This window comes from Bacillus sp. 1NLA3E (assembly GCF_000242895.2).
In the GTDB taxonomy this organism is placed as follows: domain Bacteria; phylum Bacillota; class Bacilli; order Bacillales; family Cytobacillaceae; genus Bacillus_BU.
Map to the genome: position 1 here is coordinate 4,473,453 of NC_021171.1, position 15,803 is coordinate 4,489,255.

The 15,803-nt window shown below is 37.8% G+C and carries 16 protein-coding genes, 1 pseudogene and 4 riboswitches; of the genes and pseudogenes, 8 read left to right on the top strand and 9 right to left on the bottom strand.

The window, feature by feature from the left end; genetic code table 11:
* Positions 1-58 precede the first annotated feature (58 nt).
* Positions 59-925 (top strand): HD-GYP domain-containing protein, encoded by an 867-nt coding sequence (locus tag B1NLA3E_RS21455; protein WP_187292123.1) that lies wholly within the window; start codon positions 59-61, stop codon positions 923-925.
* A 215-nt stretch (positions 926-1,140) separates the two neighbouring features.
* On the opposite strand, the gene psiE is transcribed toward B1NLA3E_RS21455, so the two are convergent.
* Positions 1,141-1,596, bottom strand: a complete 456-nt coding sequence (psiE, locus tag B1NLA3E_RS21460; RefSeq protein ID WP_041581265.1) for a phosphate-starvation-inducible protein PsiE — start codon at positions 1,594-1,596, stop codon at positions 1,141-1,143.
* Positions 1,597-1,905: 309 nt separating this feature from the next.
* Between psiE and B1NLA3E_RS21465 the strand changes: the two genes are divergently transcribed.
* The 5 genes from B1NLA3E_RS21465 to B1NLA3E_RS21490 all read left to right on the top strand — a co-directional run bounded on the left by B1NLA3E_RS21465 (position 1,906) and on the right by B1NLA3E_RS21490 (position 6,684).
* Positions 1,906-2,364, top strand: a complete 459-nt coding sequence (locus B1NLA3E_RS21465; RefSeq protein WP_015595918.1) for an OsmC family protein — start codon at positions 1,906-1,908, stop codon at positions 2,362-2,364.
* A gap of 102 nt (positions 2,365-2,466) precedes the next feature.
* Positions 2,467-2,568, top strand: a riboswitch (SAM riboswitch).
* Between the two features lie 75 nt (positions 2,569-2,643).
* A riboswitch (SAM riboswitch) is annotated at positions 2,644-2,748 on the top strand.
* Between the two features lie 105 nt (positions 2,749-2,853).
* A complete protein-coding gene (locus tag B1NLA3E_RS21475) occupies positions 2,854-3,885 on the top strand; it encodes a methionine ABC transporter ATP-binding protein (protein WP_015595919.1) in 1,032 nt (343 codons plus the stop codon).
* Complete coding sequence (locus B1NLA3E_RS21480) at positions 3,875-4,525, top strand: methionine ABC transporter permease (RefSeq protein WP_015595920.1); 651 nt, start codon at positions 3,875-3,877, stop codon at positions 4,523-4,525. The genes B1NLA3E_RS21475 and B1NLA3E_RS21480 overlap by 11 nt, the downstream gene beginning before the upstream one ends.
* Positions 4,526-4,540: 15 nt before the next feature.
* Positions 4,541-5,398: a MetQ/NlpA family ABC transporter substrate-binding protein gene (locus B1NLA3E_RS21485; protein ID WP_015595921.1), complete on the top strand. Its 858-nt coding sequence runs from the start codon at positions 4,541-4,543 to the stop codon at positions 5,396-5,398.
* A gap of 95 nt (positions 5,399-5,493) precedes the next feature.
* On the top strand, positions 5,494-6,684 hold the full coding sequence (locus B1NLA3E_RS21490) for a M20 family metallopeptidase (protein ID WP_015595922.1): 1,191 nt from the start codon (positions 5,494-5,496) through the stop codon (positions 6,682-6,684).
* A gap of 170 nt (positions 6,685-6,854) precedes the next feature.
* On the opposite strand, the gene B1NLA3E_RS21495 is transcribed toward B1NLA3E_RS21490, so the two are convergent.
* Both B1NLA3E_RS21495 and B1NLA3E_RS26110 read right to left on the bottom strand, forming a co-directional pair.
* Positions 6,855-8,258, bottom strand: coding sequence for a methyl-accepting chemotaxis protein (locus B1NLA3E_RS21495; RefSeq protein ID WP_442852673.1), 1,404 nt, complete (start codon positions 8,256-8,258; stop codon positions 6,855-6,857).
* Between the two features lie 219 nt (positions 8,259-8,477).
* Positions 8,478-9,005: pseudogene (locus B1NLA3E_RS26110) on the bottom strand (MCP four helix bundle domain-containing protein); the annotation flags it as partial.
* Between the two features lie 511 nt (positions 9,006-9,516).
* On the opposite strand from B1NLA3E_RS26110, the gene B1NLA3E_RS21500 reads away from it, so the two are divergent.
* The gene (locus B1NLA3E_RS21500) at positions 9,517-10,167 is read left to right on the top strand and encodes a hypothetical protein (RefSeq protein ID WP_015595924.1); all 651 of its coding nucleotides are present in this window, start codon (positions 9,517-9,519) and stop codon (positions 10,165-10,167) included.
* A gap of 87 nt (positions 10,168-10,254) precedes the next feature.
* Here the strand turns inward: B1NLA3E_RS21500 and B1NLA3E_RS21505 are convergent, their stop codons facing one another.
* Positions 10,255-10,653: a DoxX family protein gene (locus tag B1NLA3E_RS21505; RefSeq protein WP_015595925.1), complete on the bottom strand. Its 399-nt coding sequence runs from the start codon at positions 10,651-10,653 to the stop codon at positions 10,255-10,257.
* A 59-nt stretch (positions 10,654-10,712) separates the two neighbouring features.
* Positions 10,713-11,141: a MarR family winged helix-turn-helix transcriptional regulator gene (locus B1NLA3E_RS21510; protein WP_015595926.1), complete on the bottom strand. Its 429-nt coding sequence runs from the start codon at positions 11,139-11,141 to the stop codon at positions 10,713-10,715.
* Between the two features lie 428 nt (positions 11,142-11,569).
* Positions 11,570-11,654: riboswitch (cyclic di-GMP riboswitch) on the top strand.
* Between the two features lie 21 nt (positions 11,655-11,675).
* Between B1NLA3E_RS21510 and B1NLA3E_RS25450 the strand changes: the two genes are divergently transcribed.
* Entirely contained in the window at positions 11,676-11,816 is a 141-nt protein-coding gene (locus tag B1NLA3E_RS25450; protein WP_187292124.1) for a hypothetical protein, read from the top strand.
* Positions 11,817-12,164: 348 nt separating this feature from the next.
* On the opposite strand, the gene B1NLA3E_RS21515 is transcribed toward B1NLA3E_RS25450, so the two are convergent.
* From B1NLA3E_RS21515 to B1NLA3E_RS21530, 4 genes are all read right to left on the bottom strand, one after another.
* Positions 12,165-12,362: a hypothetical protein gene (locus tag B1NLA3E_RS21515; RefSeq protein WP_041580780.1), complete on the bottom strand. Its 198-nt coding sequence runs from the start codon at positions 12,360-12,362 to the stop codon at positions 12,165-12,167.
* Between the two features lie 653 nt (positions 12,363-13,015).
* Entirely contained in the window at positions 13,016-13,750 is a 735-nt protein-coding gene (locus B1NLA3E_RS21520; RefSeq protein ID WP_015595928.1) for an amino acid ABC transporter ATP-binding protein, read from the bottom strand.
* Between the two features lie 18 nt (positions 13,751-13,768).
* Positions 13,769-14,551, bottom strand: coding sequence for an amino acid ABC transporter permease (locus tag B1NLA3E_RS21525; protein ID WP_015595929.1), 783 nt, complete (start codon positions 14,549-14,551; stop codon positions 13,769-13,771).
* 60 nt (positions 14,552-14,611) lie between these two features.
* A complete protein-coding gene (locus tag B1NLA3E_RS21530; protein ID WP_015595930.1) occupies positions 14,612-15,457 on the bottom strand; it encodes a transporter substrate-binding domain-containing protein in 846 nt (281 codons plus the stop codon).
* 149 nt (positions 15,458-15,606) lie between these two features.
* Positions 15,607-15,787, bottom strand: a riboswitch (Lysine riboswitch).
* Between the last annotated feature and the right edge of the window lie 16 nt (positions 15,788-15,803).

The following is a 15,803-nucleotide window of genomic DNA, read 5'->3' on the forward strand; positions in this document are numbered from 1 at the left end:
GGACTTTCCCCCTGATAATTCCCTTGTTTTCCGATCCCTTTTCTATATGTTTTTGATCTTGGCACCAATCATTACTAGTTGGGTGCTTCATTTTAATTCTCTGAACGTTCTTACGGTGATATTTTTAGGTACTGCCTTTTCAAACAAATCTAAATGGTTTTTATTTCTATCTTGTTCATTAGTTGTGGTATTACGCGTAGTAATAGCTGATCCTGAAGAAATCACACATCCCACTGCCTTCCTAACCCGCTTGATTGTATACTTGATCGTAACCTATATATCATCAGAAGGTACGAAAAAATACATTGAAACTAAAAAACAAAAAACTGAATTAATATTGACCCTAGCTAAATCATTGGATTCAAGAGACACTAATGTAGGAAATCATTCTGAGAGTGTTGCAAATTATGCCTTGATGATTGCTAAAGAAATGAAATTACCCAATGAACAATGTGAATCGGTTTATATAGGTGGATTATTACACGACATTGGTAAGATCGGAATCACTGAATCTATCTTGTCTAAGCCAATGACATTAAATGAAAATGAATATGAAATTATTAAGCAACATCCCATATTAGGATATGAAATAGTTAAATACGTTTCCTCTTTTAAAAAAAGTGGGATTTTAGATATGGTTCTATACCACCATGAGCGATATGATGGAAAAGGATATCCTTATGGATTAAAAGGAGAGGAAATACCTCTTTCTGCCCGCATCATTTCTATCGCTGATTCTTTTGACGCCATGATTTCAAAGCGCGCTTATAAGGAGGATAATGATCTAGATTATGCTATCCTTGAAATTACCCAAAATAAAGGTATCCAATTCGACCCGAAAATATCAGAGATTTTTTTGGGCATTTTAGAAAAGGAAACCTATATATTCAAAAAACAACCCAGCTGTAACGAGCCAGCTGTTTAGAAGCAACGAAATATAATCGATACGATTAATTGATACCTTAATACCTACTCAAATTGGAAGCTGGAAAATATGATGTTTATCGGAAACCAGCAAACAAAATTCCACGCATAAGTAGAAAAAGGAGTGTAACTTGAATACAAGTTACACTCCTTTTGACCATATCAATTCCCAATTCAAGAATTTTTAATTCACGGTAAATTAGAATAATAAAGCTTCTATTTGTTTTTCATTAATTTAAAATACCAACTGCTTTCAGGTCTGTCACGAGGAGTTAGATTTATGATGAGGTATCCAATAATAAGGACTAAGATGACAAATGAATAAAGTAATGTACTCACTGGATTAGAGTGTTCAACAATAATTAATCTAATCATTGCCGTGATGCCAATATAAATAAAGTATCTAAGCGGAAAATGATAGCTTTCTTTAAAATATTTAACAATCATAGTAATAAACTCAAAATATAAAAAGAAAATAAGAATACTTTCAAGAAAAACATTATAATTATGATGGCTTCCCTCCTCCACCAACAATTTACAAAAAATGAATAATTCCTTCACTAATAGAAATGATAAAATAATTGCTAGGAAAACGAGAGAAGAATTCAAAACGATTTGAAGAATCTTAGGAATAAAACTGGCAAAATCTCTCTTCACCTTAACCACACCCATTTCCCCCTTAGGTACAAGCTCATTATTTGGCCCCTCGATATACCAACACTCCTTTGCTAGATAACATAAAAGGTACACTTTAGCCTACCTACATTATATATTAAAGATTATTTATTAATTAACTTCTACAATATTAATTAAAAATGGTGAAGACTCTGTTAAGATGTATAATTTACTCCGTTAACCTCCCCCTATTCTTTCCAATATTATTTAAGAGTTAGCATGTTATTAATACAATTTGGGAAAATAGAAGTCTATAATCGTAGGTGAGGTCGATAGTTTTTAAATTGAGAAAGGTAGGTCTTTAATATGCCCAAAACATTATTCAAAGCTACTGCTCATTTACAAGACGGAGTCCAAGTTAAAGTACGGTCGAGAAATTTTGAGATTACAATTGACGAGCCAAAAGAACTCGGTGGAACTGATACAGGAATGAATCCTGTTGAGTTGGCACTATCTGCATTAGGGGCATGTCAAGCTATTGTCGCCCGGGTGTATGCTAAAAAATTTAAAATCAACTTAGAAAAACTTTGGATAGAGGTTGAAGGAGAGCTTAATACCGACGGTTTTTTGAATTTGTCTGATGTACGACCAGGATATAGTGATATTCGCTACAACATTCATATTGAAACAGATGCGCCAAGAGATAGAGTAGAAGAATTTGTAACATTTGTAGAAAGCAAATGCCCAATTGGCGATACACTTGCTAACCCCGTCAACGTTAAGCGAAATGAAATCATTATTAAATCTGTTTTAGGTAAGAGTTGACGACTTATTTTGCATCCCCATTAGAAAAAAATTTGACATTTTGTTTTTCTTGCGTTAAATTAATACACAAGTTAAAAAAATAATTAAATAATTCGAAATTACTTCTTATCAAGAGAGGTTGAGGGACTGGCCCTATGACACCTCGGCAGCGGAGCTTTACTGATTCTGTGCCAAATCCAGCAAGTAAAACTTGAGAGATAAGAAGAGGACTAACGTATTTTATCAATTTGCCCTCTTCTTTTTCAAGAAGAGGTTTTTTATTTTAATTGAATAATCATTTTCTTATCCAGAGAGGTTGAGGGACTGGCCCTATGACACCTCGGCAGCGGAATCCAATTGGAGACTGTGCCAAATCCAGCAAGCAGATCGCTTGGGAGATAAGAAGAGCTTCTTGCCTTTATTTTGCATTGGCATACCCTCTTCTTATTTCTAGAAGAGGGTTTTTATTTTACCAAAAACGGGAAGTTTCCCAAAAAGGGGTCATGCTACATGATCGAATTTCAGAGTCTAAAAAAGGTTTATGAAAGTGGCGGGCAGCGGGTTGCCGCGCTCGATGGAGTTAATTTAAAAATCAATAAGGGGGAGATTTTCGGAGTCATCGGCTTCAGTGGTGCAGGCAAAAGTTCACTAATCCGATGTGTAAACTCGTTAGAGCGGCCGACCTCTGGGAAAGTCATCGTCAATAACCACGACCTGACCTCCCTTTCCATCAAATATATCCGGGAAATCAGGAAAAATATCGGGATGGTTTTTCAACACTTTAATCTATTAAACTCAAAAACCGTCTTTGCCAACGTGGCCATGCCGCTCACTCTTTCCAAAGTTCCCAAGGATACCATCAAGAAACGTGTTCAGGAATTACTAGAATTTGTCGGGTTGGCCGACAAAGCAGATTATTATCCCGACCAGCTCTCTGGAGGGCAAAAACAGCGAATCGGGATAGCGCGAGCATTGGCGACCCAGCCTTCGATTCTCCTTTGTGATGAGGCAACGTCAGCACTCGATCCGCAAACGACAGGCTCGATCCTACAGCTATTGAAAAAAATCAATAAGGAATACAACATCACCATCCTCATCATCACTCACGAAATGGCGGTTATCAGAGAAATTTGCGACCGAGTAGCTGTGATTGAAGCTGGCAAAATCATTGAAGAAGGCACAGTATTTGACGTCTTTTCCGCACCAAAAACAAAGACGGCCAAGAACTTTGTCAGCTCAGTCATGAACGATCAACTCCCTGATTCGATTAAAGAACTCATTCAAAAACACGCAGGTATGCTAAAGGTCTTTCGAATTAACTTTGTCGGCAATTCAGCGGGGCAGCCGCTCCTTTCAGAACTTGCCAAAAAGTTTGATATTCATATCAATGTCTTGTTTGGAAATATTACCGAGCTTCAAGGCACACCCTTTGGAAACTTAATTGTTGAATTCCAAGGAACAGACAAAGAGATTCTCCGTGCTTTAACTTATATCAACCAGAAGGAAATAAGCATAAAGGAAGTGAACGCACATGCTAGTTAATTCAGAGCAAATCATTTCTGCTTTAGTCGAAACGATTCAAATGGTCGCCTTCTCGCTCCTATTCTCAGCCATACTTGGGCTGCCACTGGGAATCTTGTTAGTCGTAACACGGAGAAATCAGTTGCTTGAGAATGTGCCATTTTTTAATGTATTGAGTGGCATTATTAATATTTTTCGATCGGTTCCGTTCATTATTTTGCTGGTGGCGATCATTCCCGTGACAAGGCTGATTGTCGGAACATCAATTGGAACCGCAGCGGCAATCGTCCCGCTCGTCTTCTATGCCGGACCATATATTGCAAGATTGGTAGAAAACTCCTTGCTGGAAGTGGATCCCGGTGTTATTGAAGCGGCGGAAGCAATGGGTGCCACCCCGTGGCAAATTATTTTCAAATTCCTCATTCCAGAAGCGCTCAGCTCGCTGGTTCTGGCATTCACGATTGCCACCATTGGTCTCGTTGGTGCATCAGCGATGGCTGGAGCAGTCGGCGGAGGCGGTCTTGGTGATTTGGCCATTACATATGGTTACCAGCGTTTTGATACCATCACGATGCTCATTACAGTAGGAATCCTGATTGTGATCGTTCAAGGACTACAATCATTAGGAAATATTTTAGCAAAAAAAATCAGACGAAGATAACTAGGAGGAAACAACATGAAAAAGTTATTATTATCAATCATTATTTTTACATTGGCGGTACTTGGTGCTGGTTGCTCTGAAACTACACAAGGCAAAGAAAACAAAGTAAACAAAGAAAGCAATGAATCAGTTAAGGTCAAGCTTGGAATTAGTGGAACGGATACTCGGATTTGGGACTTTGTAGCGAAAAAGGCTGAGAAAGAAGGAATTGACGTTGAAATCGTTAAGTTCTCAGACTATGTGGCTCCTAACACCGCTCTTGCAGAAGGCGAGCTTGATGCCAATGCATTCCAAACCGTCGCCTATTTCGATGTCTTTATTAAAGAACACAAACTAGACCTTGTCCCGATTGCGACAACAGTCCTTGCCCCAATGGGAATTTACTCTGACAAATATAAAAAAGTGAAGGACATTCCGAATAGTTCAAAAATTGCCATCCCAAATGACGCATCAAATGGTGGCCGTGCCTTATTACTTCTTCAAGAAGCTAAATTAATTAAGTTAGATGACAGCTTTGACGGGAATTTCACAACACTTGATCAAGTGATAGAAAACCCTAAGAAGCTTGAGATCGTACCAGTTGTTCCAGCCCAAACACCAAGAGCATTACCAGATGTTGCAGCGTCTGTCATCAATAACGGGATTGCCGTTGATGCAGGCCTTAGCCCACTAAAGGATACCATTTTCCATGAAAGTAAAACAGCTACACCTTATCTCAATATTATTGCTGTTAAAAAAGCAGACAAAAACAACAAAACACTTAAGAGATTAGCAGAGCTCTACCAAGAGGATGATACAGCAAAATTTATTGAAAAAGAGTACAAAGGCAACATGATCCCAACGTTTGTACCATTAAGCAAAATTGGCTGGTAAATAAGAAAAGCGTAAGCGCCCAGGTTAGCGAAATCCACTATTCTCTGGGCGCTGACGCGTCTCTAAAAATGCTAAACACACTGAGGAGGAGAAACATGACAGTACCTGTCAAATCTTTAGCAGAATTAAAAGCGGCGATTATTGAAAATGTTGAAAGTAATAAAGAGCTTTATCTTTCAACAAGCCATAAAATCCACCAAAAGCCTGAAATCGGCAACGAAGAATATTTTGCAGCCGCCCTGCTAACTGACATTCTTGAAAAAGAAGGATTTAAAGTGGAGAAAGCAGTGGCCGGACACGAAACTTCATTTGTAGCCCGAAAAAAATCAGAAAAACCTGGTCCCCACATCGCATTCCTAGCAGAATATGATGCTCTCCCTGGCCTAGGCCATGCTTGCGGACATAATATTATTGGAACTACCAGCGTCGCCGCCGCCATTGCATTAAGTAAGGTATTGGAGGAAACTGGCGGGGAAGCTGTCGTTTTCGGCACCCCTGCCGAAGAAGGCGGGCCAAACGGCAGTGCCAAAGGAAGCTTTGTTAAACACGGACTAGTTGAAGGAATTGATGCAGCACTTATGATTCATCCTAACAGCCAGACACGGTTAACATGTTCGTCGCTTGCTGTTGATCCGCTCGACTTTGAGTTCATCGGAAAGCCGGCTCACGCCGCAGCTTCCCCACATGAAGGAATCAATGCCTTGGATGCTGTCATTCAGCTGTTCAATGGAATAAACGCCTTAAGACAACAACTCACAGACGATGTTCGCATCCACGGAATCATCACCCATGGTGGCGATGCACCGAACATTATTCCTGAATATACAAAAGCAAGATTTTACATTCGCGCAGCTACTAGGGCCCATTTGAACGAAGTCACCCGTAGGGTAACGGCCGTTGCCGAAGGGGCTGCATTTGCCACCGGCGCGAAGTTGAACGTGATTGCTTTTCAAAATCAAGTCGATAATCTTCTATTAAATAAAAGTTATGATGCAGTTTTCAAAGAGGTGGTTGAGGAGTTGGGCGAAACGGTGGTTGATGAAGATAAAGGCATTGGCTCAACAGATGCTGGAAACATCAGCCAGGTCGTACCAACAATCCATCCATTTATAAAAATTGGAGCAGATGACCTGATTCCACATACCGTACCATTTAGAGAAGCAGCCGCTTCTGTTCAAGGTGATCAAGCCCTTATCACAGGAGCAAAAGCACTGGCACTTACTGCACTAAAACTAATAACAGACCGTGACACATTAGCCCAAATCAAAGCAGAATTCGAGAGTTAAGGGACGGTTCTACTGATTCATTTCTCCTGTCATGCCCCCTTTTTTCGACCAGTCAATTGTTTAATCAAACGTTTGATTAAACAATTGACTGGTCTTACTCTATCAAGAATTTATCCTCTCAGCATTGGAACATTTATTGATTCCTGCCTTAATTGCAGGAGAACCGTCCCCTATTTTAGTTTTTCCACCTGAGTATGTACATTATTTATGGCGTTTGCTACCTCTGCTACTTCATTGGTTTGAGATTCAATACTTGCATTTAACTCTTCAGTTTGATTACGAACCTTCTCAACCTCTGTAGCGATATCTTGACCATATCTTGACTGTTCGTTCGTCGCAATCGTCATTTGCTTGACCATTTCATTAATTATATTGATATTACGAACGATTTCATCAGCTGTTAGTGCTTGTTCTTTCGTGGCGTTAGTCACAGAGTTTGATTGATTGGATACATTTTCTACCGCACTAACAATTGCATAACTGCCTCTCGCCTGTTCGGCAGTTGCCATCGAGATTTGGTGAACTTGTTCTTTAGTATCATTGATTCCTCTAACAATTTCTTCTGCCATGATTGATTGTTCTTTTGTTGAAAGCTTCATTTCCGACGCATGCGTTGTCACATGATTAACTACTTCTGTGAGGAATTCAGTATTCTTAGTTTGTTCTTCCGTAGCATTGGCAATTTGGTTCATTTCCTCTGTTACCTGAGTAATACCTTCAGTAATTTTCTTGATCGCTTGGTTCGTTTTATCCGCCAATTGATTTCCTACTTTTACTTTAATAGCACCTTCGTTGATAGAGTTTACCGCAACAGCCGTTTCATCCTGAATCCCTTTGATAATAATCGCAATTTCTTTGGTTGCTTTTGCCGACCGTTCAGCTAATTTCCGGACTTCGTCTGCAACAACAGCAAACCCTTTTCCCTGCTCTCCAGCACGTGCAGCTTCAATCGCCGCATTGAGAGCCAAAAGATTCGTTTGATCTGCAATATCATTAATGACTTCGACAATATTTCCAACTTCTTCTGAACTCTTCCCTAAGCTTTCCATGACAGCACTTGTTTGATTAATAACCACAGAAATTTCTTGCATTCCACTCAATGTTTCATTCAGTGAGTGTGTTCCTTCAAGTGCATCATTCTTAACAGTGTTGCTAAGTGTATTAACTGTTTGAGCACTGGCCGCTACTCTCTTGATCGAAACTACCATTTCCTCAACCGTTTCCGATGTTTGTTCTGCACTTTCGGTCAAATTTACAGCATTTTCGTTAACACCTTTAATGGACTTACTCATTTCTTCAATCGCTTCAGAAATTTGGTCAACACCTGAGCCTGCATTCACAACATTTATAGCAACTTGTTCAATAGAGGCCATCATTTCTTGAATCGCTGCAGATGTTTCATCAGCAGCGGCAGATAATTGGTCCGCATTCCCTGCAACTAAACTAATTGTCGCGCTCATTTCTTCAACCGCTGCGGAGATTTCAGTGACACCAAAAGCCGTTTCATTAGTGTTTCCGGCTACCTGTTGAATAGAGGTCACGAGTTCTCTTATAGAATCGTTTGCAACGTTCATCGAGTTATCTAATTCTTTTGCACTTATAGACGTTTTATCAATTGAATTTTTTATTTCCGTAACTGAATTTGTGGTGATCTCTACATTATTAACCACCCCTGCCACGGATCGGCCGATAATTCTGGTAACCAATAAAACGATCCCAACACTCACTATTGTTGCAATAATAGAAATAACAATAATAATAAGCTTGCTTTTATTTACATTATTAGTTGATTCGGTGGCTGCGATTTCGAATGATTTGTCAAAATCAGAACGCATTTCAGCTAATTGAGTACGTGCCTTTTCGCCGATTGGAGTCATCACTACAGAAGTCGCTTCAAATCCTTTCATATCTTGAGCAGACCACTTTCCCATAGCTACAGGAATCAGATCTGTATACTCTTTGAATTGATGCTCGAATTCATCTAGTCTTTGTTTGTTTGTTCCATTAAGTAAAGGACGCAAAGTGACTATTTCTTCTTTAATCTGTTTAACATCTTGATTTAAAGTTTCTTGAGATCGTTCTTTATTTTCTTGAGAATTTTCAAGCAAGTAGTTTGCGAGATCTAATCTTACTCGAGTCATATGATCGGTTAGATCGGCTGCTACTTCAACCTTTACAATTTCCGTATCAATTATCCTGTTAAATGAATCGGATAAATGATTGAAACTTAAATAAGAAGTAATGCTGATAATAAAAAGCAAAACCAAAATAGTTGTATAACTAGAACGCTGAATTAGTTTCATTGAAACATTTTTAAACATTGTATTTCCTCCTAGATGTTTGTTTTGAGAAATTAAAGGGATATGGTTTGAAAGGGTGCTCTATTTTGTGAGGGACAATACAAATAATCCTGGAGGACTCCAGGCTAAGTTTTTTATCAGTTTGCTCGATTAAAGAGACACTTTTGTTTTCGTTTAACATTATATCAGAATATTTATCATTCTTTTTAATTTATTAATATTTTAGATGTTTTTAATATACAGGCATTGTTAAACTCAAACGCATGATTAAAACAATTTGCACCATAATCGGTTGTTCAAGCTTGAACCCCATTTGATACACATTTGGATGAAAATGCGTCGTAGATTTTACTGTAAAAACTTTATCTTTTACTACTTTCAAATATAACCATGCGACGCTTTTGGCATAAAGTACGACAAATTGCGATTGCGATCTCACAATAGGAAATATTTTTGAAATAATAAGGCAAACTGAGCAGCGCTGGATTAATATATATAAGTAGGACAAAAATTGGCAATTGGAGGAATTCAGATGGGCTTTTTCTCTAATTTTTTTAGAAATCCAGATAATCAACACCAAAAACAAACTAGTAAGCCTAATTATAATGAAGGAACAAATCAACTTTATGGACAATTATTTAATCAACTTGCTGGTGGTATAAATAGTTATCAATATCAAACCCAAATTAATCAAACTTTATTAATCAAAAGGCAGCGAGTAGGAAATTCAAATGATTACATAGATTTATTAATTAACAATGTTACCTATTATATAGAAATGGAAAAAGAAATCCTAAATATCCTTGAGAGAATATTCTCAACAAAAATAATTCCAAACTATAATCTAATCGAAACGGAAATCATTGGCATCCAAAGCAAGAAGAAACAGCAAATGCCTTCTCTCGCACAACAAAACAAAACGGTTTACAATCAAAAATACAATTCCAATAACCAAAAGGTAGAAGCACTTCAATTCGATTATGCTTATCATTCTTTCATTCATGAACAATTAATAAACATAATTGACACTTTAACCCATACCCCATCTTTAACGGTTCAGCTATTTAGAAGCTCAGCGAAATATAACATCGATACGATTAATCAATACCTTAACACCTACTCAAATATGAAACTGGAAAATATGATATTTATCGGAAACCAGCAAACAAAATTCCTCGGCTAATAGAAAAAGGAGTGTAACTTGTATTCAAGTTACACTCCTTTTTAATCAGATTAATTCCTAATTCAAGAATTCTTAATCCGAGATAAATTAGAATAATAAAGCGTCAATAGCGTATTGGCCAGGTCCTACTAAAGCTAAACCAATTGAAACAGCTATCAAGGTTAGGTTATATTCATAACCATTTTGTGTTACCCATAATCCATTAGCACCATGTACCTTAACAATCCCAATAACCATTGTTGCTGCAATCAAAATACCGGCAAGCGGTGTAAGAAATCCAACCGCAAAGAAAATTCCCCCGAAAAGTTCTGCCAACCCTGCAAGTAGAGCCATGGTCACACCCGGTTTAATACCAATTGATTCCATCCAACCACCAGTACCTTTTAATCCGTAACCGCCAAACCAACCAAACAATTTCTGTGCACCGTGACCCACGAATAACAAACCAACTACTAAACGAATCAATAATAAACCAAAATTAATCATTTTATTTCCTCCTAATATACTGTTTATCTTTAATTCGAGATATTTCACCAAAAAAATTTTTATGAAATGGCTCTATTCCTTACTTTTTCCAAAAGCCTGACCATGGTTACTGCCTCATCATGATCCAATGAACCAAGCATATAATCAACCAATTCCCTATGCATCGGCATGATATGATTCATTAATTCATTACCTGTATCGGTTATCGTCACATATATAGCACGACGATCTTCAGGACAGGCACTTCTTTTTAATAAACCCTTTTGCTCTAGTTTATCGACCACATACGTCATTGAACTGCTTGCAATTAGAATACTTTGAGCAATCTGCTGAATCGTTTGTTTCCCCTTAAGGAAAAGTACTTCTAAAACGGCAAACTCCGTAATACTTACCCTATGTTTAGACATTTCTATTCTTATTTGCTCCTGAATCGCTTTAGATGTTTGCATGATCGCCAGGTAAGGCTTGTTTGAACATGTTCCATCCACTTTAACCACCTCCTACACATTTATCTTTAATTAATATATCTTGAATATGAGATAATATTAATCCATTTATTCTTTTTTGTCAATAACCTTTTATTAGTTTTTTTCTGGATCGGCAAAAATATCAATATATCAACATTATGCTTATCAGAGGATAAATTCGGAATACATACTCGTTTCTCATAGAAAAGAACCCCAAAGATACTACGCTCGTGGGGTTAGCTACTTACTATTTTTATGAAGAGGTATTTTAAAAAAACAATATTTTTTTGAGCAGCCTTTTAATTACTCCAGTCAAGAGCTTATCGGTACGTATTGCTGCATAATGGCAGGCAAATAAGTTTTCAGTTACAGATTCCAAAATACTGTTTTTCGACAAAATTCGAGATTATCGTGGACTCTTCCAATTATTATCATTATAATTATAAGTGGAACTTCAAGGGCAAAATCGCTGAAAAGTGATGACGCAAAGCTATAGGGGCCTCCGTTTAATAACGAAGTCAGCCAGCTACCATCAAACTCAAAGGAGAATATTTGATGTCAAAGAACTACTTTCTTACACCGGAAGAAATAATGCGAAAGAGAAAAATGAATAAAAAGCTCCTCTATGCCTCTTTTATCATTTTCACCATCATACTGAGTACCTTTGTCACGATCCTAACAAACCAAATGCTTTAAAATAAAGGCTCTGTTAAACTAAAATGTTGATTTCCGTTCCAGGCGCTTCGCTTTCCGCGGGGCGGGCGGTGAGCCTCCTCGTCGCTAAAGCTCCTGCGGGGTCTCACCTGTCCCGCTGCTCCCGCAGGAGTCTCGCGCCTTCCACTCCAATCAACATTGTGCAAAAAATCAACATTGAGCATTAACAAAGCCAAAATAAAAAAATGAGTTCTGGTGAAATGATCTAGCCTGAACGAATAATACTTTACAGAAGTATGCATTTTACAAAGAGTATCAAAAAAAAATAATCCTCTGTTATTCCTTAAGTCGGAAAAAACGGAGGATTATTTACCCTTAGAATTATACGACTCAAACATACAATATCTCTCTTTCTTTTTCTTTTATAATTTCTTTAGCCACTTCTTCCCACCAACGATTAGAGTCTGCATGGTAGTCCTTCATGAATTCTAATCTTTCAATCACAGGCTCTCCCCCGTTTAACACTTCCTCTGCTTCCGCCATTCCACAACAGATTTCAGCAATCTCATCAAAATGTACGAATGACATCACGCCACCTTCTTTCATTAGTTAGAGGGATAATAAAATCTTTATCTCCCTCTTGTTATATATATAAGAAATTAATGGAGAAAAATGAGCTTAAATTATGACGTTTTAATGAACAAGGGAAGCTGGAAGACCGTCCTCCCTATGTTTCCCCAAAATAAAAAAAGAAGCTGACCCATTGGCCAGCTTTCAAAATAGAGAGGTTTTAAACTTTCAGAAAGGGTGAAGCTAAAAAATTAGAATTCTTAGAGCCACTATTAGCACTAAGGTTTGAAAATCGAGGTTCCCATTATTATCGATTTTCGCAAGTTAGGGTTTTCCGGCCCTATATATTAAGCTTATTGTTAATTAGGTTACAAAGAGCTGATGTTGTATTTGCAACACCGCTTGTTCTTCTTGACTTAATAATACTAAGTTCATGTGTAGTTCTTATGAGGAACTTATGTGGAAGTTATGAAGAATTCTAACTTTCTCAACTAATCAAACGTTTGATTAAATCAAAGCGAAGGGTCGGTCTTTGCAGATAGACCCCTGAAAACACAAATTAAAAAAAGAGCCATGTTTGTCTCTGCCTACGGCAAAGACAAACATGGCTCTTGATTAATTAAATTTCTTATTTGACCTTACATTCCTTCAAATCACAAGAACCGCCCCCCTTAAACCAAAGTCCGCTTCAAAAACTCCCGTGTCCGTGGCTCAGTTGGATTATTGAATATTTGCTCTGGAGTTCCTTCTTCCGCGATAACCCCTTTGTCCATAAATACGACACGGTCAGAAACTTCTTTGGCGAATTCCATTTCATGAGTGACGATTAGCATCGTAAGACCAGAATGGGCTAGTTCCTTCATAATTTTAAGAACATCCCCTACCATTTCTGGATCAAGGGCTGATGTTGGTTCATCAAACAACATCACATCCGGTTCCATAGAAAGGGCTCTTGCAATAGCGACACGTTGTTTTTGACCACCTGATAAATGTTTTGGTTTGGCGTTCACAAACCGATCCATCCCGACCACATTCAAATATTTCATCGCTACCTTTTCGGCCTCTTGCTTCGAACGCTTTAAAACTTTAATTTGTCCCACAACACAATTCGTTAACACATTGTGATTATTAAACAAGTTAAATTGTTGAAATACCATCCCTAAGTTTTTGCGATATTCGTAGACATCATGTTTATCATCTAGAATGTTTTCTCCATTATAGATAATTTGACCGCCACTTGGCTTTTCTAGCAGATTCACGCAACGAAGAAGAGTTGATTTACCCGACCCGGAGGAACCGATGATACAGACTACTTCTCCCTTTTCCACTGAAAAATCAATATCTTTTAAGACTTCATGAGTACCAAAGGATTTGCTCAAATGTTGAATATCAATAACCTTTTCCATCTTTTCTCACCCTCCGTTCTACAATGTATTCCCGTCTCTATTATTGTCCTTAAGCAACATATCCTCTACTGTTGCCACTTGCATTTGATTCCCACCCATAATGTAATTGTCTGGACCATCCAATTTTCTTTCGATAAAACGCAAAATTCTTGTCACCGTAAAGGTCATAATAAAATAAATAATACAGGAGACAAAAAATGATTCAAAATATCTAAAGTTGTTACCGGCAATTGATTTAGTCTGGAAATATAATTCCGAAACAGAAATAACGTTCAGCACTGAGGTATCTTTAATATTGATGACAAATTCATTTCCTGTGGCTGGTAAAATATTGCGAATAACTTGCGGTAAAATAATATTAAACATCGTTTGAACATGGTTCATCCCGATTGCTTGGGCTGCTTCAAATTGTCCCTTGTCAATCGATACAATACCGCCGCGAACAATTTCTGACATGTAGGCCCCTGTATTGATTGATACGATAAAAATTGCTGCATATAATCGGTCCATATCAAAACCAAATGCTAAAGCGGAACCATAATAAATGACCATCGCTTGTACAATCATTGGTGTTCCACGGAAAAACTCAATATAAATAGAAAGAATGGCATTTATTAATTTTAAAAAGAAGCGTTTGGCCCCTCGTTCAGGCATCGGAATGGTTCGAATAACCCCTATTAATAAACCAATGATCGACCCTATAATCGTACCAATGATGGCAATTAAGAGTGTCACACCAGCACCACGAAGAAACATTGGCCAATTTTCTGAGACAATTTTTACTACCCAATCAAAGCTCATCTTTCTCCTCCTATATTCATGAAACCGAGTGCGTAAAATACACCCGGTTTCAAATCATTTTTATTTAGCTGCTGGTTGATTTTTAATAGCTGTCTCCATAATTTTTTGACGTTCTTCTTCTGATATTCCTGCTAAGATTTTATTGATTTTTTCAGTCAATTTACTACCTTTCGCCACACCCACTGCGATTGCTGTGTCACCATCTGATGTTTTAAATCCTTCTGACAGTTCTACCATGGCAAAATGATCGTTCGCAGAAGAAGCGCTAATACCTTCAGGACGTTCCGATACGTATCCATCAATTACACCTGATTCCAGAGCAACTCGCATTGCTGGGAAGTTATCCATAGCTGGCTGTTTTTTTACACCTTTGATTTGGTCGATTACTGAATAGTGGAATGTATTCAATTGTGCCGATATTTTTGCTCCACTAAAATCTTGAATGGATTTCGCATCCTCATATTTTCCACCTTTTTTAACCACGATAACTAAATCTGATTTATAGTAGTTGTCTGAGAAATCGATTGTCTTTTTACGCTCTGCTGTTGGAGACATCCCTGCAATAATTCCATCGATTTTTCCAGAAGTTAATGAAGGAACAAGGCCATCCCATTCAGTTTTGACAATCACTAATTTTTTTCCTAAACCATCAGCAATTTTTTTAGCGATTTCAACATCATATCCGCCTGCAAATTCCGCATTGCCATCAATTTTCACACCGCCATCGGAATCGCCATTTTGAGTCCAGTTGAATGGGGCATATCCAGCTTCGAGACCTACTTTAAAAGTGTCATCTTCTTTTGAAGATCCATCCGCTTTTTCTGAACTACTACTTTTTCCACAACCCGATAATAGAATAATAGCTGCCAAAGACATAGCTATTAAAATAGATAATTTTTTCATCATAATGATTCCTCTCCCTTTGATTATAAATTTTATAGTTTTCTGAACCTTAACACTTATTCATTTTTTAGGTATTTTACTCAACAAAAAAAGACCTGAGCGATGAACTCAGGCCTTATATGCATAAGGAACCCTAAATCCTCTTTTTTCCCAAATGAGATAGCACAACTCAATAAACCGGGAAGTTTATTGAGACAGTTCTACAGCTCTTAACTGCAGACCCAGCAAGTAATACTGAGATATTACAAGCTTCGGCGACATTTCCTTCTCCTTAGTATCAAAGTCTCTCAGACTCCACTAAAAACTGTTAAATATCGCGCCTCTACCTCACATGTTAAAAGTGAGGTCT

Bases quoted from the DNA above. Each gene is read 5' to 3' on its own strand.
- psiE (WP_041581265.1), bottom strand. From the start codon at position 1,596: ATGGGTGTGGTTAAGGTGAAGAGAGATTTTGCCAGTTTTATTCCTAAG.
- B1NLA3E_RS21465 (WP_015595918.1), top strand. From the start codon at position 1,906: ATGCCCAAAACATTATTCAAAGCTACTGCTCATTTACAAGACGGAGTC.
- B1NLA3E_RS21475 (WP_015595919.1), top strand. From the start codon at position 2,854: ATGATCGAATTTCAGAGTCTAAAAAAGGTTTATGAAAGTGGCGGGCAG.
- B1NLA3E_RS21480 (WP_015595920.1), top strand. From the start codon at position 3,875: ATGCTAGTTAATTCAGAGCAAATCATTTCTGCTTTAGTCGAAACGATT.
- B1NLA3E_RS21485 (WP_015595921.1), top strand. From the start codon at position 4,541: ATGAAAAAGTTATTATTATCAATCATTATTTTTACATTGGCGGTACTT.
- B1NLA3E_RS21490 (WP_015595922.1), top strand. From the start codon at position 5,494: ATGACAGTACCTGTCAAATCTTTAGCAGAATTAAAAGCGGCGATTATT.
- B1NLA3E_RS21495 (WP_442852673.1), bottom strand. From the start codon at position 8,258: ATGAACGTTGCAAACGATTCTATAAGAGAACTCGTGACCTCTATTCAA.
- B1NLA3E_RS21500 (WP_015595924.1), top strand. From the start codon at position 9,517: ATGGGCTTTTTCTCTAATTTTTTTAGAAATCCAGATAATCAACACCAA.
- B1NLA3E_RS21505 (WP_015595925.1), bottom strand. From the start codon at position 10,653: ATGATTAATTTTGGTTTATTATTGATTCGTTTAGTAGTTGGTTTGTTA.
- B1NLA3E_RS25450 (WP_187292124.1), top strand. From the start codon at position 11,676: ATGTCAAAGAACTACTTTCTTACACCGGAAGAAATAATGCGAAAGAGA.
- B1NLA3E_RS21515 (WP_041580780.1), bottom strand. From the start codon at position 12,362: ATGTCATTCGTACATTTTGATGAGATTGCTGAAATCTGTTGTGGAATG.
- B1NLA3E_RS21520 (WP_015595928.1), bottom strand. From the start codon at position 13,750: ATGGAAAAGGTTATTGATATTCAACATTTGAGCAAATCCTTTGGTACT.
- B1NLA3E_RS21525 (WP_015595929.1), bottom strand. From the start codon at position 14,551: ATGAGCTTTGATTGGGTAGTAAAAATTGTCTCAGAAAATTGGCCAATG.
- B1NLA3E_RS21530 (WP_015595930.1), bottom strand. From the start codon at position 15,457: ATGATGAAAAAATTATCTATTTTAATAGCTATGTCTTTGGCAGCTATT.